The organism is Agrobacterium tumefaciens (genome assembly GCF_031801495.1).
In the GTDB taxonomy this organism is placed as follows: Bacteria; Pseudomonadota; Alphaproteobacteria; order Rhizobiales; family Rhizobiaceae; genus Agrobacterium; species Agrobacterium tumefaciens_K.
On the sequence record NZ_JAOEGC010000001.1, the window covers coordinates 801,335 to 823,222 of the forward strand.

A 21,888-nucleotide genomic window follows, 5' to 3' on the forward strand; every position below is an offset into this window, starting at 1 on the left:
GATAGTTCGTTCTCAGGCGGCGTTGCCCGGCTTCTTCCGTTCCCCGCTTCGTGCGGTGCGGCCGTAGATGCGATCTGCCGCTTCCGCACTGACATAGCCGTGCTTGATGTCGTCATCGAGCTTGTCCAGATCGCGGTTCATCGGGTCGCCGTAACCGGAGCCTCCGGCAAGCGTCAGCTCGACGACGGTATCCGTGTCGACCAGATCGACGATTGCGCCGGTGCCGCAATCCTGCAGCATCTCTCCGGTGGACTTCGACAGGATCCTGCCGGTTGCCGTCTTGCCCGGCTTGCCGCCGAACAGTCCTTCGACCGGGAGATCGACGCCTTCCGGCGAAACGATCGTCTTAATCGGGTGACCTTCGGAATTGCGGCGCGAGATCCGGACGCGAACGCCAAGACCGCCGCGGTTTTCGCCTGCGCCGCCGCTGTCGGTCATCAGGTTTTTTTCCCAGATGACGATTGGCGAACGCGTTTCGAACATTTCCAGCGATGACGTGGCAGCCGAGGTTGGCCACAGAAGCGAGGACTTGCCGTCCTTGGTCTGGGATGCGCCCTGACCGCCGCCAAGCAGCAGCAGTTCGTAGAACAGCGCGCCGGTCGTCGCCGACTTGCCGTAGAAGCTCATCAGGCTTGGCAGGCCGGAGAAGGACTGGGCGGTATCCGGTGCGGCTTCCGACAGCGCACGGAAGATGTTCGGAGCAAGATACCAGCCGGTACGGGTTCTGAGCGACACCGGAGCCGGCTTTTCGCAGTTGAGGATCGAGCCTTTTGGCGCCTTCACAGTGAACGGACGATAGCATCCCGCATTGCCGCGAATGCCCGGTGTCAGCATGCACTTGATCGGGTAGGTCGCATGCGCGGTCGTGTAGGAAAGCGTGCAGTTGATGCCGCCCTTGACCGTCTGCGGCGGTGCGCCTTCGAAATCGAGTTCGATCTCGTCGCCCTTGACTGTCACCTTCAGCGGGAAGGTCATGGTCGAGCCCATCGGGTTGTTGGAAATCGTCGAGTGATAGACGCCATCCGTCAGCTTCGTCACCGCATCGCGCATCGCCTTTTCGGAGAGTGACTGTACGACATGCGACAGCGCCTTCAGGTCGTGCATGCCGTATTCTTCCATGAAGGAACGCATACGGGCGGAGCCGGTCTCGTTGGCGGAGATGAAGGAGCGAACATCGCCGAGAACCTGATCGCTATCGCGGATATTATCCGCCATCAGGCGGAACAGGTCTTCGTTTTCGACACCCTCGCGCACCAGCTTCATGGCCGGGATCTGGATGCCTTCTTCGTACAGTTCGGTGACGTTCAAACCGTCACGGCTGCCACCGATATCGCCGACATGACCGACCGTACCCATCAGCGCCACGACGCGGCCGCGATGGAAGACCGGCGTGACGATGGCCAGGTCGAACAGGTGACCGGCACAAAGCCACGGATCGTTGGTGATATAGACATCGCCCGGCTTCATCGTATCGACCGGGTAACGCTCGATGATCGCCTTCACCGCCATCGGCAAGGTCAGGTTGAAGACCGGCATGACGCGCGCCGAGTGGGCGAGCGTCTCGCCATCCGGATCGAGAATGGCGCAGCCAAAATCCTGGCTTTCGGAAATGATGAGTGAAAACGCGGTGCGGCAGACCGTCGACCACATTTCCTCCGCCACGTTGACGAGACGGCTCCACATTACTTCCAGCGCGATCGGATCGGACTGGATGCGGGCACTTGCCTGCTCAAGCGTCATCGTTTCGTCGACAATGGTCGCGCCCTTGGCTGTCTCCGCGATCCGGATGCGCAGATTGCCGGTTTCGTCGACCGTCACCTTGTCACCCGGCGGGATGATCGTGGTGGATTCCCGTTCCTCAATGATGGCGGGACCTTCTACGAGAATGCCCGGGCGCATCGAATAACGGTCATAGATGCCAGCCTCGACCCAATCGGTTCCGAAGAAGGTTTTGCGTGTGCCCTTCTTGGGATCGGTCGCGCCGCCTTCGATGCCAGCCTGGCGAACGGTAAGCTGTGGCACGGCACCGGAAGCACGGATGCGGAAGGAGAGGATTTCAAGCTTCGCTTCCGTCGGCACCCGTGTATAGCGGGCGCTGTAGACGGCTTCGAAGGCCTTGCGGATTTCAGCATAGCCGCTGGCATCCAGCTTGCCTGCTGGCAGTGGCACGTTGATCTCGTGCAGCTGGCCAACGAGGCGCATGTCGGCCGAACGTTCGACCCGGATATCGGCATCCTCAACACCGGCGCTGCGCAGCTGCACGCGGCCATCCTCGGAGATTTCCTCGATGATGGCGTTGAGCTTGTCCGCGTCGAGATTTTCCGACAGCGCGATAGGATGCGAGCGGACGATATCGAAGGACAGAGGTGCGGTGAGGAAGCCGAAGGCTGAGGCAGCGCCGCTGGCCGGCGGAATGATGACTTCCGAAACGCCGAGAATGCGGGCGACCTTTGCGGCGAACGCCGGGCCGGCACCGCCAAAACCGATCATCGAATAACCGCGCGGGTCCTTGCCCTTTTCGACGAGGTGGATGCGGGCGGCGCTCGCCATGCTTTCGCTGACGACCTGATGGATGCCCCATGCCGCTTCGACGGCAGAAATTTTGAGCGGCTTGGCGATCGTGCCGAGCGCCTTTTCGGCGGCATCGAGATCGAGTGTCATGCGTCCGCCGAGGAAAAAGGACGGGTCGTAATAGCCGAGCGCGACGGATGCATCCGTCACGGTCGGCTTCAGGCCGCCGCGACCGTAGCATGCGGGACCCGGTTCGGAGCTTGCCGAATGCGGGCCGACCTGAAGCAGGCCGACGCCATCGATGGACGCAATCGAACCGCCACCGGCGCCGATCTCGATCATATCGACAACGGGCGACTTGATCGGCAGGCCTGAGCCGTTCTTGAAGCGGTGTTCGCGCCCGGCTTCCAGATAGGAAGCGATATGGATCTTGCCGTCCTCGATCAGGCAGGCCTTGGCGGTCGTGCCACCCATGTCGAAGGCGATGACATTGTCATGACCGGCATTCTTGCCGAACCATGCGGTGGCGAGTGCACCACCGGCAGGACCGGATTCCAGAAGGCGGATCGGGAAAGCGCGGGCGGTTTCGAGCGAAACAAGACCACCTGCCGAATGCATCAGGCGGAAATCGCCTGTAAAACCCATCCTCGCCAGTTCGCCCTCGAAGCGTCGGAGATATCGATCCATCAACGGCTGCACATAGGCATTGGCGCAGGTGGTGACGAAACGCTGGTATTCGGAAATCTCGGCCACGACCTCACAGGAAATCGAAATTGAAAGCTCAGGCAGAGCTTTTGCGATGATGTCGCGGGCGCGGCGCTCATGCGCCGGGTTGCGGTAGGAGTGCATGAAGCAGATGGCGATTGCCTCTATGCCATCTTTTTTCAAGGCTTCAGCGGCGCGCAGTACGGCAACTTCATCCAGTTCAAGGATGACATCGCCATCGGCACCGATACGCTCGGACACCTCCATGCGACGGGAACGTTCGACCAGCGGCGTCGGGAAAGCCAGCGTCAGGTCATAGATGTCGTAACGCTGCTCCGTGCCGATTTCGAGAATATCGCGAAAACCTTCCGTGGTGATCAGGCCGACAGCCGCGCCCTTGCGCTCGATAACGGCATTCGTCACCAGCGTCGTGCCGTGGACGATCTCGGACAGGTCGGAAATGCCGATCCCGGCAGCCTTGACCAGTTCGCCAAGACCTCCAAGGGCACCTTGGGACGGGTCGCGGGGTGTGGTCAGGCACTTGTGCAGACGGATCGCAGTCGCGTTCTCGTCGAAAAGGATGAAGTCGGTGAAGGTTCCGCCGATATCCACGCCCGCACGCAGGCGCTTACCGGTCGTCAGGCCAGTAGCTTGCATATGTCAATCCTAGATCACGCGAATAAGCCGGCCTCGTGGGGCCAAGCCTTCATGTTCCCGAGCTGCGACCCTGGGCAAAATGCGTCTTATGGAGCGCATGCCTCAAAATTCAGCTTCTCTTGTTGTTGAAGAATTTGTAGGCGGGGAATTTTAGGGTGTCCAGTATTTGTTTCAACATTGACACCGAATTTCAATAATGAAACAAATGAGCATAGTGATTCGACGTGGGGTAGGTCTGTGGGCGTTCTTGATGATACGATTGCAATCTTTGAGTGTTTCTCTCTGGAGGAGCCTGCAATCGGTCAGGCTGACCTGGCGCGTCGCCTCGATCGCCCGAAGGCGACCGTGCACCGTGCGCTGAAGACCCTCGTGGCGTCCGGCTTGCTGGAATATGATCAGTCGACCCGGCTCTATTCGCCCGGCATGCGCCTGTTCGAACTCGGACAGATCTTTCGCTCACGCCATCATTTCCTCGATATGGTCTACAAGCGTGTGAAGCAGATCTGCGATCTCGCCGGTCATACCGGCTACATCACCGTGTTCGATGGCGCCGACCTTATGGTGCTGCGCGTCGTGCGCGGCTCCAACCCGTTGGCCATTGCCTCGACGCCGGGCTACAAGTCCTCGGCATATGCAACGTCAAACGGCCGCGCGATGCTGGCTCTGCTGGATGATACCGCGCTGAAAAACCGTGTTCCGGAACCGCTGCCCTACGTATCTCCTAACTCGCCGAAAGATCATGCCGAACTGATGGAGCGGATCGGCAAGATTCGTGCGACAGGAAGGTCCTATGCGTCGAACGAGATTGTCGAAGGTGTGTCATCGCAGGGTATCGCGATGCGCGATCCGGATACGATGGAGATTTTCGGCGTGGCGATTTCCTATCCCGCGAGCCTCGGCAACCCGGAACTGAAGGAAAAGATCGCTGTCCTGCTGGATCAGATGCGAACGGATCTCAGCAATCGGCTGGACTAGTCCCGACTTCCGTCGATGCCGTTCCGGGGGGGCTGACCCAGCGCTGGCGATTGGTTATCTATTCGATTGCGATAGGATTGTTTGTAGTGTCAGGCGAACCGGGTACACTCTAGGTGAAAAGTTCCGCAGAGACATCGATGACCCTGATCCTGACCAATATCACCAAATCCTATCCAACCGCGGAAGGTCTGGCACAGGTTCTGCGTGGCGTTGACCTGCAGCTGAATGCGGCGGAGAGCCTTGCCTTGACGGGTGAATCCGGGAGCGGCAAGAGCACGCTGCTTCATCTGGTCGGTGGCCTCGACAAGCCCGATGGCGGCACGATCACGGTCAACGGCCGCGATATCGGCAGCCTCGACGATACCGGGCGCGCCAGATACCGCCGCCAGGATGTCGGCGTCATTTTCCAGCAGTTCAACCTGATCCCGAGCCTCGATGTCGCGGCGAACGTCTCGTTCCATGCCAGACTCGCGGGCCGTTTCGATCCCGTATGGGAGGCTGAACTCGTTCAGTCGCTGGGCATCGACCAGCTTCTGAGACGATATCCCGAACAGCTTTCGGGTGGGCAGCAGCAACGGGTGGCGATCGCGAGGACGCTGGCGGCAAGACCTGCACTGGTGCTGGCCGACGAACCGACGGGCAACCTTGACGAGGCCACGGCGGAGACGGTTCTGGACATCATGCTTGACCTTACGAAGACCGCCGGAATAGCCCTTCTCTTCGTCACGCATTCCAGTCGCATGGCTGAAAAGCTTGATCGCCGTGTGCTGCTGCATGGTGGAAAGGTCGTGGCATGAGCTGGCCCGCCTTCCGGGCTCTCCTGTCGCATTGGCGCTATCGGCCACTTCAGTTCGTCACCCTCATTCTTGGGGTAGCGCTGGCGACGGCGCTCTGGACCGGGGTGCAGGCTATCAATGCCGAGGCGCGGGCAAGTTATGGCCGTGCTGCCTCCGTGCTGGAGCAGAACGATTTCGAGCAACTCGTGGCCAGGGATGGTGGAGCAATTCCGCCGCAGACCTATGCGCGGCTTCGAAGGGCCGGCTGGATCGTATCGCCCATCATCGAAGGCGACCGCAGGTTCGGGCAGGTGCGGATCAGGTTGATCGGTATCGATCCACTGTCGATGCCGGCCGGAGGGCAGGGTGTACGCGTTGCCGGCACTTCGGATCTGATTGCGTTTGTCGGCGAGCCCGGACAATTGGTCGTTTCCGCCGCGACGGCGGCACGTCTGAAGGATGTGGGTGGCCTCTCCATCAAGATCGACGCCGATCTCCCCGATGATGCAGCCTTCGTCGATATCGGTGTGGCCGATCGGTTGCTGAACCGGGGCGGCGTTTTAAGCCGTATCGTCGTTGCGCATGAGCAGCGGCCGGGGCTTGCTTCCATCGAGAGCCTTGCGCCCGAACTTTCGGTGCGCGCGGCGGGCGAGCGGCCGGACGTTTCCCGGCTGACCGACAGTTTTCATCTCAATCTCACTGCTTTCGGTTTTCTGGCCTTCATAGTCGGCCTCTTCATCGTCTATTCGGCAACGGGACTGTCGTTCGAGCAGCGCCGCGGCACGTTCCGCACACTGAGATCGGTTGGCATCTCGCTGCGGTCGCTGGCGGCCATGCTGGTCATCGAGATCATGGCCTTTGCCTTGCTGTCAGGAATCCTCGGTGTGGTCATTGGCTATTTTGTTGCGTCGGCACTGCTGCCCGGCGTCGCCGCGACATTACGCGGATTGTACGGCGCGAGCGTGCCGGGTGCAGTGTCGCTCAGACCGGAATGGTGGATGGCCGGACTGGCAATGGCGCTGCTCGGCACTGCCATGTCTTCGGCACAGAGCCTGTGGCGCGTCTGGGCGATGCCGATCCTGTCCTCGGCACAGCACAGGGCATGGGCGCGTGCCTCTGTGCGGAGCCTTACGGTTGAAGCTGCGGCCGGGGTGATGCTTCTTCTGGCGTCTGTTGCGCTGGCTGTTTTCGGCCATGGGCTGTATTCGGGTTTTGGCGTTCTGGGCTGCCTGCTTCTCGGCGCGGCTCTGATCCTCCCGGCGTTCCTTGCGCTCGGTATGGGCGTTGCCCAGCGACTGTCCCGCAACGTGCTGGCGGAATGGTTCTGGGCAGATACCCGTCAGCAGCTTCCCGGACTGTCGTTGGCGTTGATGGCGCTTCTGCTCGCGCTCTCGGCCAATATCGGTGTGGGGACAATGGTGTCGAGCTTCCGGCAGACTTTTCTCGGCTGGCTCGACCAGAGGCTTGCCGCAGAGGTTTATGTGACCGCCCGCGACGAGAGTGAGGCGGCGCGTCTGCGGCAATGGCTTCCGGACCATGCGCGAGCCGTTCTTCCCCTGTGGAGTACGCAGGCAGAGCTTGCCGGGCAACAGACGCAGATATCAGGGGTGGCCGATGATATGACCTATCGCGACCACTGGCCGGTGATCGCCGGAGAGCCTGACGCCTGGGATGAAATCGCCAGCGGGCAGGGAGCGCTGGTGAACGAGCAGCTCTGGCGAAAGGGGAAGGCGACGATTGGACGCGAGATCGAGCTGCCCGGTGGCTGGCACACCAAAGTCGTCGGCGTATTTTCCGATTACGGTAATCCGGAAGGGCAGGTGATCGTGGGGCTGGACGCGCTCGTCAAACATTATCCGGATATCGGGAAGCTGCGTTACGGCTTGCGAATGGATCCCGGTGAGGTGCCGGACTTCCGGCGGCGGATTGTCAGCGAGTTTGGACTGCCGGAAAGCAACATCATCGATCAGGCGTCTCTTAAGCGGCAGTCGACTGCGATATTCGAGCAGACCTTTGCCGTCACCGGTGCGTTGAATGTTCTCACGTTGGCGGTCGCGGGTTTTGCGATGTTTTCTAGTCTCTTGACCCTGTCGGCCCTTCGTCTGCCGCAACTGGCCCCTGTCTGGGCGATGGGGCTGCGCCGCCGCGATCTTGCTCTTCTCGAGATAGCGCGCACACTGGCTCTCTGGTTCGCCACGTTTGTTGCCGCTCTTCCAGTCGGGCTTGCGCTGGCATGGGTGCTGCTGGCGATTGTCAATGTCGAGGCGTTTGGCTGGCGCCTGCCGCTGATCCTGTTTCCGCTAGACTGGCTGTGGCTCGGCGCCGTCGCGCTGCTTGCTGCCGTGATCTCGGTCTTGCTGCCGGTGCGGCGGCTGGCGACCATCGATCCTGCCGATCTTCTGAGGGTGTTTGCCAATGAACGCTAGATCGAGGTTTTTCGCAGTGCTGGCGTGGATCATGCTGCTGCTCTTTCCGGCCATCAGCATTGCTCAGGGTTTCGCAGGCCTCGGCTCGACTGCGGATGGGTTCTCCATTCCACAGCGAGGTGTATCGCTTCAGTTTCCCCGCGATCACGGGGCGCATCCCGACTACAGAATTGAGTGGTGGTACATCACTGCCAACCTTGAGACGGTGGATGGTGAGAAGCTGGGCGCGCAGTGGACGCTGTTCCGATCGGCGCTCGCCCCGCACGACAAGGCCGGATGGTCCGACCCGCAGATCTGGATCGGCCATGCGGCGGTGACAACGAACAACCGTCACTATGTCGGCGAGCGGCTGGCGAGAGGCGGAGTAGGGCAAGCCGGGGTCGCTGCCGCGCCATTCGAGGCGTGGATCGACGATTGGGGGATGAAGGCGGCGGACAACGGCACCGGCGATCAGCTTGATGCGCTCAGTCTCACGGCCAATGGGCAGGGTTTCGAATACCGATTCACGCTCCGAGCCAACGGGCCGCTGGTGCTTCAGGGAGATCAGGGTTACTCGGTAAAGTCTCTGGCGGGGCAGGCGAGCTATTATTACTCGCAACCGTTCTACGAGGTCAGCGGAACCGTCGTGCTGGATGGCAAGGTCATCGAGGTCAAGGGAAAGGCCTGGCTTGACCGCGAATGGTCATCGCAGCCGCTTGCATCGGACCAGACGGGCTGGGACTGGTTTTCGCTTCATCTGGCATCCGGCGAAAAGGTCATGGCTTTCAGGCTGCGCGATGGCGGTGAGGGGTATACCTCTGCCAACTGGATATCGGCCGCCGGCACGCCATCGCCGCTTGCATCTCAGGACGTTTCGTTCGAGCCGCTTCGGACCGCAGATGTCAATGGCAAGCGGATTCCGGTGGAATGGCGCGTCCGGATACCCAGTCGAGGTCTGGATATCACGGTAAAGGCGCTTTACGACGGGGCCTGGATGACGACGACAACGCCTTATTGGGAAGGCCCGATCCAGTTCGAAGGCAGCGTGTCCGGACAGGGGTATCTGGAGATGACCGGGTATTAGGAACGCCGGTGGGGCATTTTCACCGCTTGGCATTGAACACGCAAAAGCCCGCTTGAAAAGCGGGCTTGCCTGATAATTGAAGTTGTTTCGGTCAGAGCGTGCCCATGCCGCCATCGATCAGCAGTTCCGCGCCAACGGTGAAACTCGCTTCATCGGAGGCTAGGAAAACCACGGCCTTGGCGATTTCCGAGGGTGTGCCGAAGCGGGCGGCGGGAACCTGCGCCAGCACGCCGGAAGCCATGGCTTTCGTGCCCTCCTCCGAGAGGCCGAGCTTGCCGTAAAGCGGCGTTGCCACAGGACCGGGGCTGACGGCGTTGACGCGGATGCCACGTCCGATCAGTTCGCCGGACAGCGTGCGCGCCATCGATAGCAGGGCCGCTTTGCTGGCGGCATAGATGCTCGACGTTGGCATGCCGATATGCGCGTTGACCGAGGTATTCAGCACGATCGAGGCCGGGTTGCCGAGCAGCGGCAACAGCGCCTGAATGAGGAAGAACGGACCCTTGACGTTGATGTCGAAGGTGCGGTCGAAACCGGCTTCGTCCCAGCTCTCGACAGGGCGGAGATCGGCCACACCGGCGTTGATGAAAACGATGTCCAGTTTGCCGAAGGCTTTTTCGATTTCCACAGCAACGGTCTTCTGTGCCGCAACGTCGCCGGCATCGGCACGGATGATCAGCACATCGTCGCCCAGTTCCGTGTGGGCTGCTTCTATGGTCTTGGGGTTCGTGCCGGTGATAGCGACGCGGGCGCCTTCGGCAAGGAATTGTCTGGCGGTTTCCAGGCCGATGCCGCTTGTGCCACCGGTAATCAATGCAGTCTTGTTTGCGAGACGGGTCATGATGATAGTCCTCTTTGGATCAATGAGTTAACGGTTAGGGCAAGACCGGTCGGCGCATCTTTCGTTTTCGTCAGGCCGTTTGCTTGAAAGGAATATGGCCTTTTTCTTTCGTTCGGATTAGTCTGCGAAAGACGGTTCTATTTTCCGGATTTTCCGAACGATGATGAAGCTTGAAGGCATTGCGGTATTTGTTGCGATCAGCGATGCGGGATCGATCAGCGAAGCAGCGCGACGGCTGCGCCAGTCCAAATCGGTGGTCAGCGAAAGGCTGGCGGAACTGGAGCGTACACTCGCAGCGAAGCTAGTGCACCGCACGACGCGTCGGCTGACGTTGACCGAAGACGGCAGCGCTTTTCTGGAACGGGCCAGACGGATCATCGCCGATGTAGAAGGGGCAGCGGCAGACATGGCCGAACGGCGCGGTGCCATGCTTGGTCCGCTGCGTATTTCCGCGCCGGTGACATTCGGACGGATGCATCTTGGCCCGGCGCTCTATCCGTTTCTGGCCGCACATCCGGATATCGAACTGACGCTTGATCTCGATGACCGGCGGGTGGATGCCAGTTCAGGCGGCTTCGATGCCGTCATCCGTCACGGTCCAATTCTCGATTCAAGGTTGATGGCCTGGAAACTGGCGCCGAGCCGACGTGTGTTATGCGCCTCGCCCGCCTATGTCGCCGCGCATGGCGCACCGCGGTCAGTCGAAGAACTTGTCGAGCACAAGGGCATTTTCTACACCAATCGCGGTGTGGCCGACTGGCGTTTTCCACGCGGGACTGTCGGCGGTGCGGAAGCGGATGCCATCGTTGTGCATGGGCGGCTCGGGCTTGCGCTCAACAATGGCGACATGATCCGAGACGCGGCAATCGCCGGACTGGGTATTGCCCTGCTGCCGATGTTTATTGCCGGTCCGTCGATGAAGGCTGGCGATCTCGTCACCGTCGATATCGGCATGCGCCCCGAAGATGAGTTCATCTACATGGCGCACCCCGAGGGGCGAAATCCATCGGTCAAGCTGCGGGCAATGGCCGATCATCTGCGGGCCGCGTTCGGCACTCCACCCTATTGGGACCATCCGGCCGCCTGACGTGCAGAAACCCGTCAGGCATTCAGCTCAGTTGGCGGAGAATGCGTCTCTGATGGATTGCGAACTCGCCCCTGAGGCGAGCAATGCCGCCAGCAATATGCGCGCCTGTCCCGGACGGAGGCTGGTGGAGTGTACGGCACCCGCGTGGGCAAGATCGTGTCCGCCGCCACCGCCGCCGTAGCTCGGTGTGAGTTTTCCCTGCGGCACGCGGCTGGAAACTACCACCGGTATGTTGCGTGCCGAACAGCGGCGTACCGCCTCCACGACCAGTGGATTGGCATTGCCGGAACCGAGTGCCGCGAGCACGATGCCCCTTGCACCGGCATTGATGCTCGCCTCAAGAAGCGCGCCGTCGCAGCCGGGATAGATGGCGATGATATCGACGCGCAATGCGCTGACATTTCCCGGCAAACGCTGCCTGGGGTTTTCCTGTTCGACGGATTGCCGGAAAGCATCGACGTTGTCGGCGGAGTGTTTGTAGAGGCCGAAAGCCGGGTATGTGCGGCCACCAAAACAGACCAGAACACCGCGTTCGGTATTGTTTGCATCAATTGCCGCCGTGACCGCCGCCGCCAGATTGGCCGGCCCGTCAGCCTCCGGGTGATCGGCTGTGTATTGGGCGCCTGTGAAGATGACGGGTTTGGTCAATGTCTGCTGCAACTGCACCAGTATCGCCGTTTCTTCCATGGCATCCGTGCCATGCAGCACGACGATTCCGTCGATCGTCTCGTCGAGGAGGAGTTTTTCGATGGCGTTGCTGACAGACTGCATGTCGGCCAGCGTCAGGCTGGACGAATCCTTTGCCATGAGGTCGATGGCCATGAGATCGATGCCCGCTTCCGGCAACAGGCCGAGAAGGCTTCCACCATCGAGGCTCGGTTGGCTGGAACCATCGGCATTGCGCTTGCTGGCAATGGTTCCACCGGTGGCGATGACCGCCACCAATGGTTTTTTCGGTGACGCGATCACGAAGCAGCCCGATCGTCAGCGGCCGTCTGCGTTGCGGCCGTCTGAGCCGCGATGGCGGCAATGCGGTCACGGGCGAGATACCATCCGATGATGAGCGCTGGAACGATGATGACCAGCGATGCCATCGTCCAGCTGCCGACCGGGTAGTCCAGCGCCATCAGAACCAGTACGCTGAACAGGAAGACAAGCGTGATGATGCCGGTATAGGGCGCGCCGAACATGGCGAAGTCCGGCCGTTCCATCTTGCCCTGCCGGGAAAGGCTCCACAGTTTCAGCTGGCACAGAATGATTACAGCCCAGGCGCTGATGATGCCGAGTGCCGCCATGTTGAGCGCGATTTCGAATGCCATGGCAGGTACGATGGCGTTGAGCACGATACCGATTGCCGTGACGCCAGCGGTGACGGCGATGCCGCCATAGGGGACGCCTGCCTTGTTCATCTTTGCGAGCGCTGCCGGGGCCGAACCCGAAACGGCCATCGAATGCAGGATGCGTCCGGTCGAATACAGGCCCGCATTGAGGGACGACAGAACCGCGGTCAGAACCACGAGGTTCATGACGATATCGGCGCCTTCGATGCCAATCGCGCCGAAGAAGGTAACGAAGGGGCTCTCACCGGCCTTGTAGGCGCTGTAAGGCAAAAGCAGCGACAGCAGCACGACCGAACCGACATAAAAGACCAGCAGGCGGACGACGACCGTACGGATGGCGCGCGGCATGATCTTGCGGGGATCTTCGGTCTCGCCAGCGGTGGTGCCGATCAATTCGATCGAGGCATAGGCGAATATTACACCCTGAATGATGACGAAGGCGGGCAATATGCCGTTGGGCAGGAAGCCTCCATTGTCGCTGATCAGGCTGAAACCGGTGACATGGCCTTCGATGGGTGTGCCGAATATCACGAAATAGACGCCGACAATGAGGAAGGTGACGAGTGCGAGAACCTTGATCAGGCTGAACCAGAATTCCAGCTCACCGAAGACCTTGACGGAAAGCAGGTTCATGGCAAGCACGACGACGAGCGCGATGAAGGCAAACACCCACTGGTCGATGCCGACGAGGAACGGCACGTACTGCTTGAAGAAGTTCATGTAGAGCGCGACGGCGGTCACATCGGCGACGGCGGTCATTGCCCAGTTCAGCCAGTACATCCAGCCGACGGCAAAGGCCATCTTCTCGCCGTAGAACTCGCGGGCGTAGGACACGAAGGACCCCGAGGTCGGGCGGTGCATGATGAGTTCGCCCAGAGCGCGCAGCACCAGAAAAGCGAAAAAACCGCAGAGCGCATAAACGAAGATGAGTGCTGGACCGGCTGCCGCCAGTCTTCCGCCCGCACCGAGGAAAAGCCCGGTGCCGATTGCGCCACCAATGGCGATCATCTGGATCTGACGTGGCTTGAGGGCTTTCTGATAGCCTTGGTCTTCGGCAAACTCGATGCCTTTTTCAGCCTTGATCTGTTTTGATATATTCACTGAAACGCTCCTCCCTAGAGCTCCATATGCCGCGCAGCGCGCAGTATGGCGTCGTTTATTCGCATATTTCGTTATGGCATCCTGTAATGCTGTAATACAGATTTTGCCTTTTTAAGACCATGATCCGGCTTTCGTCAAGTTTGAAGAAATTCGTTTGACGATCTCACCGAGCCAGGCTTATGTGTAAAAATCTGTCTTACAGCATGACAGATTATATTTTGGTGGAGGATGCCAGGGATGGCGACACGCATTGAAAAAGACCTTCTCGGCCCGAAGGAAATTCCGGCGGATGCTTATTGGGGTGTTCACACGGCCCGCGCCGTCGACAATTTTCCGGTTACCGGCATAACGGTGGGCAAATACCCGCACGTCATCCGCGGTCTGGCCTATGTCAAGGAGGCAGCGGCAGAGGCGAATTTCGAACTCGGTTTCCTCGACAGGCAGCGGCGCGACGCCATTGTATCCGCCTGCCGGGAGATCAGGGAAGGTGCGTTGCACGACCAGTTCGTTGTCGATGTGATCCAGGGCGGTGCGGGCACATCCACGAACATGAATGCCAATGAGGTGATTGCAAACCGTGCGCTTGAAGTGCTCGGTCATGCCAAGGGGGACTACGGCCACCTGCATCCCAACGATCACGTCAATCTCAGCCAGTCAACGAATGATGCCTATCCGACAGCGATCAACGTCGGCACGATCGAGGCGATCGACGGGCTTGCGGCATCAATGGAGTTCCTACAGTCGGCATTTGAGCGAAAGGCCAAGGAATTCGACCCGATCCTGAAGGTCGGCCGCACACAGTTGCAGGATGCGGTGCCGATGACGCTCGGTCAAGAATTCCGTGTATTTGCCGTCATGCTCGGCGAGGACAGGGCGAGATTGCTTGAATCGGCGCAGTTGCTTCATGAAATCAACCTTGGCGCCACCGCCATCGGCACAGGCCTGAATGCCCCGGTGGGCTATGCGGCTCTGGCATGCCAGCATCTGGCCCGGCTGACAGGGCGACCTCTGACGACCGCCGCCGATCTTATCGAGGCGACGCAGGATCCGGGCGCATTCGTGCATCTCTCCGGTGTTCTGAAACGCATTGCCGTCAAGCTCTCGAAGACCTGCAACGATCTTCGTCTGCTGTCTTCCGGTCCGCGCGCCGGCATAGGAGAGATCAATCTTCCCGCCATGCAGGCCGGTTCCAGCATCATGCCGGGAAAGGTCAATCCGGTTATCCCCGAAGTCGTCAATCAGGTCGCTTTCTCGGTTATCGGTAATGACATCACCATCACCATGGCGGCGGAAGCGGGTCAGTTGCAGCTAAACGCCTTCGAGCCAGTGATCGTGCGCTCGCTCAGCGACAGCATCGCCCATCTCGACGCCGCCTGCCGCATTCTTGCTGAACGTTGTGTAGATGGCATTACCGCCAATCCGGCCGTCATGGCGCTGCGTCTGCAGCAATCGCTCGGTCTGGCGACCGCGCTCAACCCGCTGATCGGCTACTATGCCGCGACCGAGGTCGCACGCGAAGCGCTGCAAACGGGACGCACTATCGTCGAGGTCGTGCTTGAGCGTGGCTATCTGACCACCGAACAGCTGGACAAGGCTTTACGGCCGGAAGTGTTGGCGAATGTTCAGCCGTCTGTCAGCGATCTGGCTGACCTGCCTCTATGATTTCGGTGACTGCCTGCTTCACCTGCCCCAGGTGAAGCTCCATGGCTCGCGAGGCATCCTCTTGCGAGCCAGCATCGACCGCTGCCGCGATCTGCCGGTGTTCCCGGTTGGACGCAACACGGCGGCTGGCCATCAGGTTGACCAGTTCCGACTGCTGCATGAGCGCATCGCGGGAATCCGCGACGATCTTGAAAAACACGGCATTGCCGGAGGCTTCCGCCAGCAGCATATGAAAATCCGAATCGAGCTTGACCCAGCGGCGCGGATCTTCTTCTCTTTCCATCTCGTCGCAAAGTTTCAAGAGGCCTGCCGACTGCTGTTTGCTGCGGCGCAGAGCGGCCCAGCCAGCCGCTGGGATCTCGATGAACGGCCGTGCCTCGATCAGATCCCGTGCGGAGTAACCGCTGTAGCTGAGATCGCTCGGTGGCGTCGCTGTCGTGACGAATGTGCCGCTGCCGGTCCTTGTCTGGGTCAAGCCGAGCGTTTGAAGCGAACGAAGCGCCTCGCGAATGACCGGGCGGCTGACGCCGTATTTCGATGCAAGATGCGTCTCGGATGGCAAACGCGTACCCACATCGATACGGCCTGAAATTATCGCAGAACGCAGTTCTTCGAAGACCGCTTCAGCCGCATTCTTGCGACTGATCGGGCTACTTTCTGACAACCAATCAGTCAATGCAATCATGATTTCAACCTGTCCGATGGCTGTCGTGTTGTCAATTGCCGACCGAATACGAGGGAGGATTTTGCCGTTGAAACGGCCGCGCCTATGCCCATGTACCCGTGCCTCGCGATACGGTTTTGGATCACGCCATAGCCGGTTGCTTCGGCTCCGGTCTTCGCCGCACATAGGCTTCGATGACATCGACGACGTGCTGACGCCGAAAGTGACCGGTCTTTCATGACGGGTATAGGTTTATCGTCAGGTTTCCTTCCTGGAAAATGCAATTGAAGCCTCCTGTTCCCATGGGCCGTCCAGATATTTCCAGAGATCGACGCCCGTGATCCTGATGCTGTGAGGCCGGAAGTCTGCGCGTAACTCCCTGTAGAGATCATCTGCCGCCGTCTTCGATGCCTTGTTCTGCACGGTGATATGGGGACGCCATATCTGCATGTCCTGTGAACCTAGCCATTTGATGAAGGCGGATTTCAGTTTGGCGCGGATGGCGGTGAGTGCATCGCTTTCAATCGAGAACGCCACACCTGCTCCAATATGGCGGATGCCGGTAACGTCTGCCGAGACTGCGTCGATTCCGGAGGTCGTCTCTTCAAGCTGAGCCAGGATGCGCTCACGATATTCGCCCGGCAGCCGATAAAACATCGTGAGATGTGCTTTCAGAAAATTCCGAGCGGGTGGAAAATGCTTTTGTCGCAGGAAATCGAATGGCTGGAGGTCATTTTCCGCGATTTGTGCCGTGACGATAAGTGGGACCTGTGTCTTCAACCGATTGTCCTTGCGAGCCGAGCAGGGGGAGTGTCGGGCAAGTCTGAAGGTTTGACGTCGGTATTGTCCAGAGTTCCAATGCGGTAAAATCGACGGTGAGGCGTTCCGACATCTTGGCACGTGCGGATGCGGCGCAGAACGCGAAGGCAGTCAGGGAGGCAATCGCCTTGAAACTTGTCAGCCTGCCATAAAGATATGGCCGCACCATTGCCGGTGCGGCCACAATGTTCCTGTTAAACCCGTGATCCTGTTGCCGGATCAGAAGTCGAACGATGCGGAAAGCATGAACGTCCGGGATGCTCCCGCCGCAAGGAAACCGCGCGCCGACGAAGCCCAGTAGTTTTCGTTGAAGACATTCTCGACATTCGCCCGGATTTCCACCGCCTTGCCGTTCTCTCTGTTGAACTTGTAACGCCCGCCGAGGTCGACCCGCGTCCAATCGTCGATCTTTTGCTTGTTGGCCTGATCGTAAAGCGTGCTGCCATTGTAAAGAACACGACCCGTCATGGTCAGCCCTTCGACCCAGGGCAGATCGTATTCGCCGTAGACGCTGATCGTCGTCTTTGGAACGCCCGGTACGCGATTGCCATTGAATGTCCCTGAGAGGGTGCGGTCGAGTTCTGCGTTCATGAAGGTCACGCCACCCAGAAGACGAAGGCCATCCATGGGTTCGCCGAACATCGAGAGTTCGACGCCGCGATTGATCTGGAGACCGTCAACGGAATAGATTTGCGTCACTGGATCGGTATAGGCGCTTTTCTGTCTGATTTCGAACAAAGCAGCGGTGATGGCGAAGGAACCCAGATCGTATTTGGCGCCCACTTCCTTCTGATCGTGGACGAATGGCGGAAAGACTTCATTCCTGTTTTTCGCGGTCGCGGGTGCAATTCCGCCTTCCGATAACGCTTCCACGTAGTTGGCGTAAATGGAGAGGTCATCCGTGACGCGCCAGTTGGCCGCAACGGCAGGGCTGAACCGCGTTTCTTCATAAAAGTAGTTCTGCTGTCCGATCGGAGTGGCGCCGGGACGTGTATTGAAACCGCGTGAGCGCACCTCCTGATAGCGGCCACCCAGTGTCAATTCCATCCGGTCATCAAAAAACGACAAGGTATCGGAAATCGCCACGCTGGTGGATAGAAGGTCTGCAAAGAGTGGTAGATTGTTCGAACGTGGCAATGCGGCCGTATTGACGGAGTTGTCGGGCAGGTAGATCGGATTGTAGATATTGGTTGCATACGCTGCAGGAAGGCCGAGGGCTCCAGGCAGGAAACCGCCCCTGTAGTTCTCATTCAGGCTCCTTTGCACGGAGACGTTGAGTTCATGGCCGATGAAGCCTGTCTCGAATTCCGAACGCAGGCCGATTTCGCCCGAAAAGCCCTGGATCTGCTGGGGCTGAATGGCAAGCTCCGACGTTGCATCGCCGTTTGCGTTCAGAATCTTGTAGGACGAGGTGAGAAAGTCCTCGCGATAACGGCTGGCACCGGCCGCGGCATAGATCGTGGTGGTGTCTAAAATGTCATATTCGATACGCGCAGCCGCCATGTTGTGCGTGCTGTCATGATATTCGAACGGATTGGCCGTGTTGATCCTGCCTTTTGGCGCCTCTGGAATGGCGATGCCGGAACTCGCAGAGTTGAACAGCGACGTCGGCGCGTCGATATTCTGCGTGGAATGGTTGAGATCGAGTGATGCGCGGACGTTCTCACCACGATAGTCTATTCCGAGTGAGGCAACGCCAACCTCGATTTCGTTATGATCCATTCCGGTTTCGCCGAACCGGTAGGAGCCATTGGCCCGGATGCCCCACTCACCGGCGGGACCGAAGCGGCGGCCGATATCTGCGTGGTTCCAAAGCTGGCTGTCGCTGATATAGCTCGTCGTCAGGCGCGTCAGCGGCTCGTCGGTTGCGCGCTTTGGAACGAGGTTGATCGTGCCGCCGACGCGGCCGACACCGCCATTCACGAAAGCTGTCGGTCCCTTTAACACTTCCACCCGCTCTATACCTTCGAGGAAGCCGCGACGCGGATTGGCGATGTAGGGAAGGCCGTCGTAAAGGACATCCAGGTTGACCACTGAAAAGCCACGGATGAAGAAAGAGTCGCGTTCACTGTAAGCTGGCGCATCCTGTCGTACGGAAGGGTCGTTCAGCGTGATGTCGGCAATGGTTCGCGCCTGCTGGTCGCGTATCAGCTGCGCGGTATAGGCCGCTATGCTGAAGGGTGTTTCAAGAACTGAGCGGTTGCCGAGTGCGCCAAGGCGCGCGCCCTTGGCGACCTGGTTTCCGGCGTATGGCTCGGGAGGCTGGCCGACGGTGCCCGTTGCGGGCGGGCGCTTATCGGCACCGCCGGTCACCACGATCGTCTCAAGTCGTGTATCGGAAGCGCTCGACGCCTGCGCGTTACGGTTGGCTTCCTGACCGTGTGCCAAAACTGATGACATCGCCAGCAGCGATACGCCCGCCAGAACCGCTTTGCTGTGTCTCAGCACGCCGTTGTGAAAATTGCCCCTCAACATGTCTGTTACTCTTCCCCTGTTACAAAAGATGAATTGTCTGATTGCCGGTTCGACACCGCTGCCGCAGGTCGTGTCGAATGCTAGAGTTGCGCGGAAGCGTCATCTCGCTGCTGCCATCGCAAGGATTGGAACGCTTCGCGGAAAGCGAACTGGACAAGATGCCGTTCAACGACAGTTTGGGTTTCCCGCAATTGCGCGTCGTCGTGGGACTGAACCCTGATCCGCAGTTCGCCGTCCTTTGCATCCAGGATTGCCGTTCCGCAGATGAAGCGGCATTCTCCGTGGTCGCCATCATAGGAAACGTCGACCTTGTGAGCGAAATGCCTGCAAAGCTGCGTCAGGTATCTGGCTGCGTGCTCTGTCTTGAAAATTGCCAGCGCTTCCATGGTGAATAACTCCTCTTTTATGGGCATGTGTCGCGTGGTCAGAACTTCGCTTTGGCAGCGATCAGGAAGCTGCGGCCCGGTTCGGAGAGTGGAGTGACATTGCCGAATTCCTGTCCGTACGTGGCGCGTTGCGAGTAGGTTTCGTTGAACAGGTTCCTCACCTCCGCCCGAAATGTGATGTTCCTCAGTCGTTCGGGTTTCCATTCGGCGAAGGCGTTGACGACTGTGTAGGCTGCATATGGAATGCGCCTGCTTTGAGCGTTTTCGTCGACATGATCGTATTCGGGGGCAATCTCGATATCGCCGCCGATCGTCAGGTTCAGGTCTTCGAAAACACGTGCTGCAGACACCGTGATGATGTCGCCAACTGGCGAGGCCAGGTAGTTGCCGCTGTCCGAGCTGGCAGGGCGACCGTCCACGTCCACATCGATGTGGACGTATTTGGCTTTCGCGTAACCGCCCGTCGATTCATAACCCACGCCGATCTCGAAGCCTCTGGAGCGAAGGTCACGTTGGCGCAGTGCGCCTCCGGCAGCCGGGTTGTGGACAGGGACGCGGGCATCGGCGATATCGGTCCCAAACAGGCTGGCCTCCGCCATGAAACCGTGATGTCGCGCGGTCAGCCCGATCAGGTAATTCCTGGCCGTTACGGATTCCGGGCCATCGTCGCCGTAATCCCATCTGGGATTGATGATGAAGTTTTCCGTCAACGGTACACCTGCCCAGACGCGGGAAAACCCAGCCTTGGCGGAGAAGATGTCGGTGAGATCGTATTCACCCGATATGTTGGCGCTGATGCCGGAATCGCTGAAATCCTGACCGTTGACGCCGGTGAACCGCTGCCGGTCGACACGTCCCCCGAAGGAGAGCCGCGTCCTGTCCCAGGGCTCAAGGCGGGCCTGCGTGTAAGCGCCGAGATTGAAGGCGCTTTCGCGGCCTGCCTCATAGGGGTCGTGGAGCTCTGCCCTGTCGCTGTAGAAATCGATGCCGGAAACGACATTGCCGATATCGAATGAGAACTTGTTTTCGAACTTGCCATTCAGGCTGGATGTCTCGCCGGTGTCGTCGTAGAGCCGGCCTGAAGAACCATAGATCGGTATGGTCACTTTTGTGGCGCCATAGGCGAGTATGACCTTGGGATCCCACCACTGCTCAGGTGTTTCGTCCGTATAGGTGATGACGGTGTTCTGTCGGGCAAGCCGGTAATCGCGCAGACGCGGTTCCCATGTTCGCGGTGTTGCCACGAAACCGGAATTGGCCCGGTACGGGCGTGGCGCGTCGTCTTCCACCCGGTCGTGGCTTATCTCAAGGCGATCTCCGCTCTCGAATTCGTAGCCGATCTTGCCGAGGCCACTCACAATGTTGGTCTTCGTTCCCTCGACCTCGTTTCCACCACCGTCATTGAATTCGTTTCCCTTGCCGAGGGTCAGGTATCCGAGGAAATCAAGCCCTTCCTTGCTGCCATAGCCTGATATGCCGGTTACGGCAGTATGGCTGTTGAGGTCGTAGGTGGATGTGACGAGGCCTCCGAGAGATTTGCCCTCGTCCAGAAGATCGGCAACTTTCTTCGTTTCGTAGCTGATTGCCCCGGCAAGCGCGCCCGGTCCGGCATCCGCGGGCGCGATGCCGGCATCCACGTCGATCGCTCTGAGGATGGAGGGGTCGATGAGATTGGTCGCGTTGTGGTGGAAGACCTTGTTGTTCTGGCGGGCGCCGTCGATGCTTATCGCCAGATTGGTTTCTTCAATCCCGTTGACATAGACCTTCTGGGACATCGGCAGGGAGCTTCCCACCTGTATGCCCGCTTCTTCGCGAAACACATCGGCGATGTTGACAGGGTTGAGCCGTTCGAGCTGCCTCGTGCCGATGATCGTTTCAGCGATGTCTCCCTGCCCGATGTCCTGCGCTTCGATAACGATGGGTGCGAGGACATTGCCCTCATCGGTTGATGTCGTGGCACCCGGATCACCGATCACGGCGGTGCCGTTCAATATGCGGTAAGAAATCCCGCTGCCTTCAAGCAGCTTTCCAAGTGCCACGTCGGGCGAAAACTGACCGGAAACTGCGCGCGAGCTGACGCCATTGGATGTCGAAGCGGCGAGAGTGACCTGAAGTCCGGACTGTCGGCCGAATGCGTTCAGTGCCGATGCGAGCGGTTGAGCAGGGATGTTGAAGTGGTGTTGCGCAGTCTGCGCCATTGCCAAGGGTGGATCGATGAGGGAAGGTGTGGCCAGTGCCACTGTTGCCGACAGCGTCAGCGCAAATGCTTTGCCGCAAATGACGCCTTTCTGTCGTTCCCCGTTCACCAGAAGCGTCATTCCGCTTCGTCTCCCATTCGCCTTTATTCGCAAGCCGTCTGCTTGAGTTCAGGGTAAAGACGATCAGGGTCTGAGCATTTTT

15 protein-coding genes are annotated in these 21,888 nt (G+C 59.4%); 6 read left to right on the plus strand and 9 right to left on the minus strand.

Annotated features, from left to right (window positions below; translation table 11 throughout):
* Positions 1-12: 12 nt before the first annotated feature.
* Positions 13-3,873, minus strand: coding sequence for a hydantoinase B/oxoprolinase family protein (locus N7578_RS03760; protein WP_311108966.1), 3,861 nt, complete (start codon positions 3,871-3,873; stop codon positions 13-15).
* A 237-nt stretch (positions 3,874-4,110) separates the two neighbouring features.
* Here N7578_RS03760 and N7578_RS03765 point away from each other — a divergent pair, with 237 nt between their 5' ends.
* The 4 genes from N7578_RS03765 (at position 4,111) to N7578_RS03780 (ending at position 9,113) form a co-directional block, all read left to right on the plus strand.
* Complete coding sequence (locus N7578_RS03765; RefSeq protein ID WP_311108967.1) at positions 4,111-4,848, plus strand: IclR family transcriptional regulator; 738 nt, start codon at positions 4,111-4,113, stop codon at positions 4,846-4,848.
* A 137-nt stretch (positions 4,849-4,985) separates the two neighbouring features.
* Positions 4,986-5,645: an ABC transporter ATP-binding protein gene (locus N7578_RS03770; RefSeq protein WP_311108968.1), complete on the plus strand. Its 660-nt coding sequence runs from the start codon at positions 4,986-4,988 to the stop codon at positions 5,643-5,645.
* Positions 5,642-8,050, plus strand: coding sequence for an FtsX-like permease family protein (locus tag N7578_RS03775; RefSeq protein WP_311108969.1), 2,409 nt, complete (start codon positions 5,642-5,644; stop codon positions 8,048-8,050). Before N7578_RS03770 ends, N7578_RS03775 begins: the two co-directional genes overlap by 4 nt.
* 31 nt (positions 8,051-8,081) lie before the next feature.
* Positions 8,082-9,113, plus strand: coding sequence for a lipocalin-like domain-containing protein (locus tag N7578_RS03780; protein WP_311110045.1), 1,032 nt, complete (start codon positions 8,082-8,084; stop codon positions 9,111-9,113).
* 91 nt (positions 9,114-9,204) lie between these two features.
* Here N7578_RS03780 and N7578_RS03785 read toward each other — a convergent pair whose 3' ends face one another.
* Entirely contained in the window at positions 9,205-9,954 is a 750-nt protein-coding gene (locus N7578_RS03785; protein ID WP_311108970.1) for an SDR family oxidoreductase, read from the minus strand.
* A gap of 160 nt (positions 9,955-10,114) precedes the next feature.
* Between N7578_RS03785 and N7578_RS03790 the strand changes: the two genes are divergently transcribed.
* Positions 10,115-11,041 carry a LysR family transcriptional regulator gene (locus tag N7578_RS03790; RefSeq protein WP_311108971.1) on the plus strand — a complete coding sequence of 309 codons (927 nt, stop codon included), beginning with the start codon at positions 10,115-10,117 and terminating at the stop codon, positions 11,039-11,041.
* A 27-nt stretch (positions 11,042-11,068) separates the two neighbouring features.
* Here the strand turns inward: N7578_RS03790 and N7578_RS03795 are convergent, their stop codons facing one another.
* Together N7578_RS03795 and N7578_RS03800 are read right to left on the minus strand one after the other, a co-directional pair.
* The gene (locus N7578_RS03795; protein ID WP_311108972.1) at positions 11,069-11,983 is read right to left on the minus strand and encodes an asparaginase; all 915 of its coding nucleotides are present in this window, start codon (positions 11,981-11,983) and stop codon (positions 11,069-11,071) included.
* Positions 11,984-12,006: 23 nt separating this feature from the next.
* Entirely contained in the window at positions 12,007-13,482 is a 1,476-nt protein-coding gene (locus tag N7578_RS03800; protein WP_311108973.1) for an amino acid permease, read from the minus strand.
* Positions 13,483-13,719: 237 nt separating this feature from the next.
* Between N7578_RS03800 and N7578_RS03805 the strand changes: the two genes are divergently transcribed.
* Positions 13,720-15,144: an aspartate ammonia-lyase gene (locus N7578_RS03805; RefSeq protein WP_311108974.1), complete on the plus strand. Its 1,425-nt coding sequence runs from the start codon at positions 13,720-13,722 to the stop codon at positions 15,142-15,144.
* Here the strand turns inward: N7578_RS03805 and N7578_RS03810 are convergent.
* The 5 genes from N7578_RS03810 to N7578_RS03830 all read right to left on the minus strand — a co-directional run bounded on the left by N7578_RS03810 (position 15,116) and on the right by N7578_RS03830 (position 21,806).
* Complete coding sequence (locus N7578_RS03810) at positions 15,116-15,829, minus strand: FadR/GntR family transcriptional regulator (protein ID WP_311108975.1); 714 nt, start codon at positions 15,827-15,829, stop codon at positions 15,116-15,118. The genes N7578_RS03805 and N7578_RS03810 overlap by 29 nt on opposite strands.
* Positions 15,830-16,066: 237 nt before the next feature.
* A complete protein-coding gene (locus N7578_RS03815) occupies positions 16,067-16,588 on the minus strand; it encodes a 2'-5' RNA ligase family protein (RefSeq protein WP_311108976.1) in 522 nt (173 codons plus the stop codon).
* Positions 16,589-16,846: 258 nt separating this feature from the next.
* Complete coding sequence (locus N7578_RS03820) at positions 16,847-19,102, minus strand: TonB-dependent siderophore receptor (protein ID WP_311108977.1); 2,256 nt, start codon at positions 19,100-19,102, stop codon at positions 16,847-16,849.
* 80 nt (positions 19,103-19,182) lie between these two features.
* A complete protein-coding gene (locus N7578_RS03825) occupies positions 19,183-19,515 on the minus strand; it encodes a DUF2218 domain-containing protein (protein ID WP_311108978.1) in 333 nt (110 codons plus the stop codon).
* A gap of 11 nt (positions 19,516-19,526) precedes the next feature.
* A complete protein-coding gene (locus tag N7578_RS03830) occupies positions 19,527-21,806 on the minus strand; it encodes a TonB-dependent receptor (RefSeq protein ID WP_311108979.1) in 2,280 nt (759 codons plus the stop codon).
* Positions 21,807-21,888 lie beyond the last annotated feature (82 nt).

Coding starts and splice junctions, on each gene's coding strand:
- N7578_RS03760 (WP_311108966.1), bottom strand. CDS start 3,873: ATGCAAGCTACTGGCCTGACGACCGGTAAGCGCCTGCGTGCGGGCGTG.
- N7578_RS03770 (WP_311108968.1), top strand. CDS start 4,986: ATGACCCTGATCCTGACCAATATCACCAAATCCTATCCAACCGCGGAA.
- N7578_RS03775 (WP_311108969.1), top strand. CDS start 5,642: ATGAGCTGGCCCGCCTTCCGGGCTCTCCTGTCGCATTGGCGCTATCGG.
- N7578_RS03780 (WP_311110045.1), top strand. CDS start 8,082: ATGCTGCTGCTCTTTCCGGCCATCAGCATTGCTCAGGGTTTCGCAGGC.
- N7578_RS03785 (WP_311108970.1), bottom strand. CDS start 9,954: ATGACCCGTCTCGCAAACAAGACTGCATTGATTACCGGTGGCACAAGC.
- N7578_RS03790 (WP_311108971.1), top strand. CDS start 10,115: ATGATGAAGCTTGAAGGCATTGCGGTATTTGTTGCGATCAGCGATGCG.
- N7578_RS03805 (WP_311108974.1), top strand. CDS start 13,720: ATGGCGACACGCATTGAAAAAGACCTTCTCGGCCCGAAGGAAATTCCG.
- N7578_RS03810 (WP_311108975.1), bottom strand. CDS start 15,829: ATGATTGCATTGACTGATTGGTTGTCAGAAAGTAGCCCGATCAGTCGC.
- N7578_RS03820 (WP_311108977.1), bottom strand. CDS start 19,102: ATGTTGAGGGGCAATTTTCACAACGGCGTGCTGAGACACAGCAAAGCG.
- N7578_RS03825 (WP_311108978.1), bottom strand. CDS start 19,515: ATGCCCATAAAAGAGGAGTTATTCACCATGGAAGCGCTGGCAATTTTC.
- N7578_RS03830 (WP_311108979.1), bottom strand. CDS start 21,806: ATGACGCTTCTGGTGAACGGGGAACGACAGAAAGGCGTCATTTGCGGC.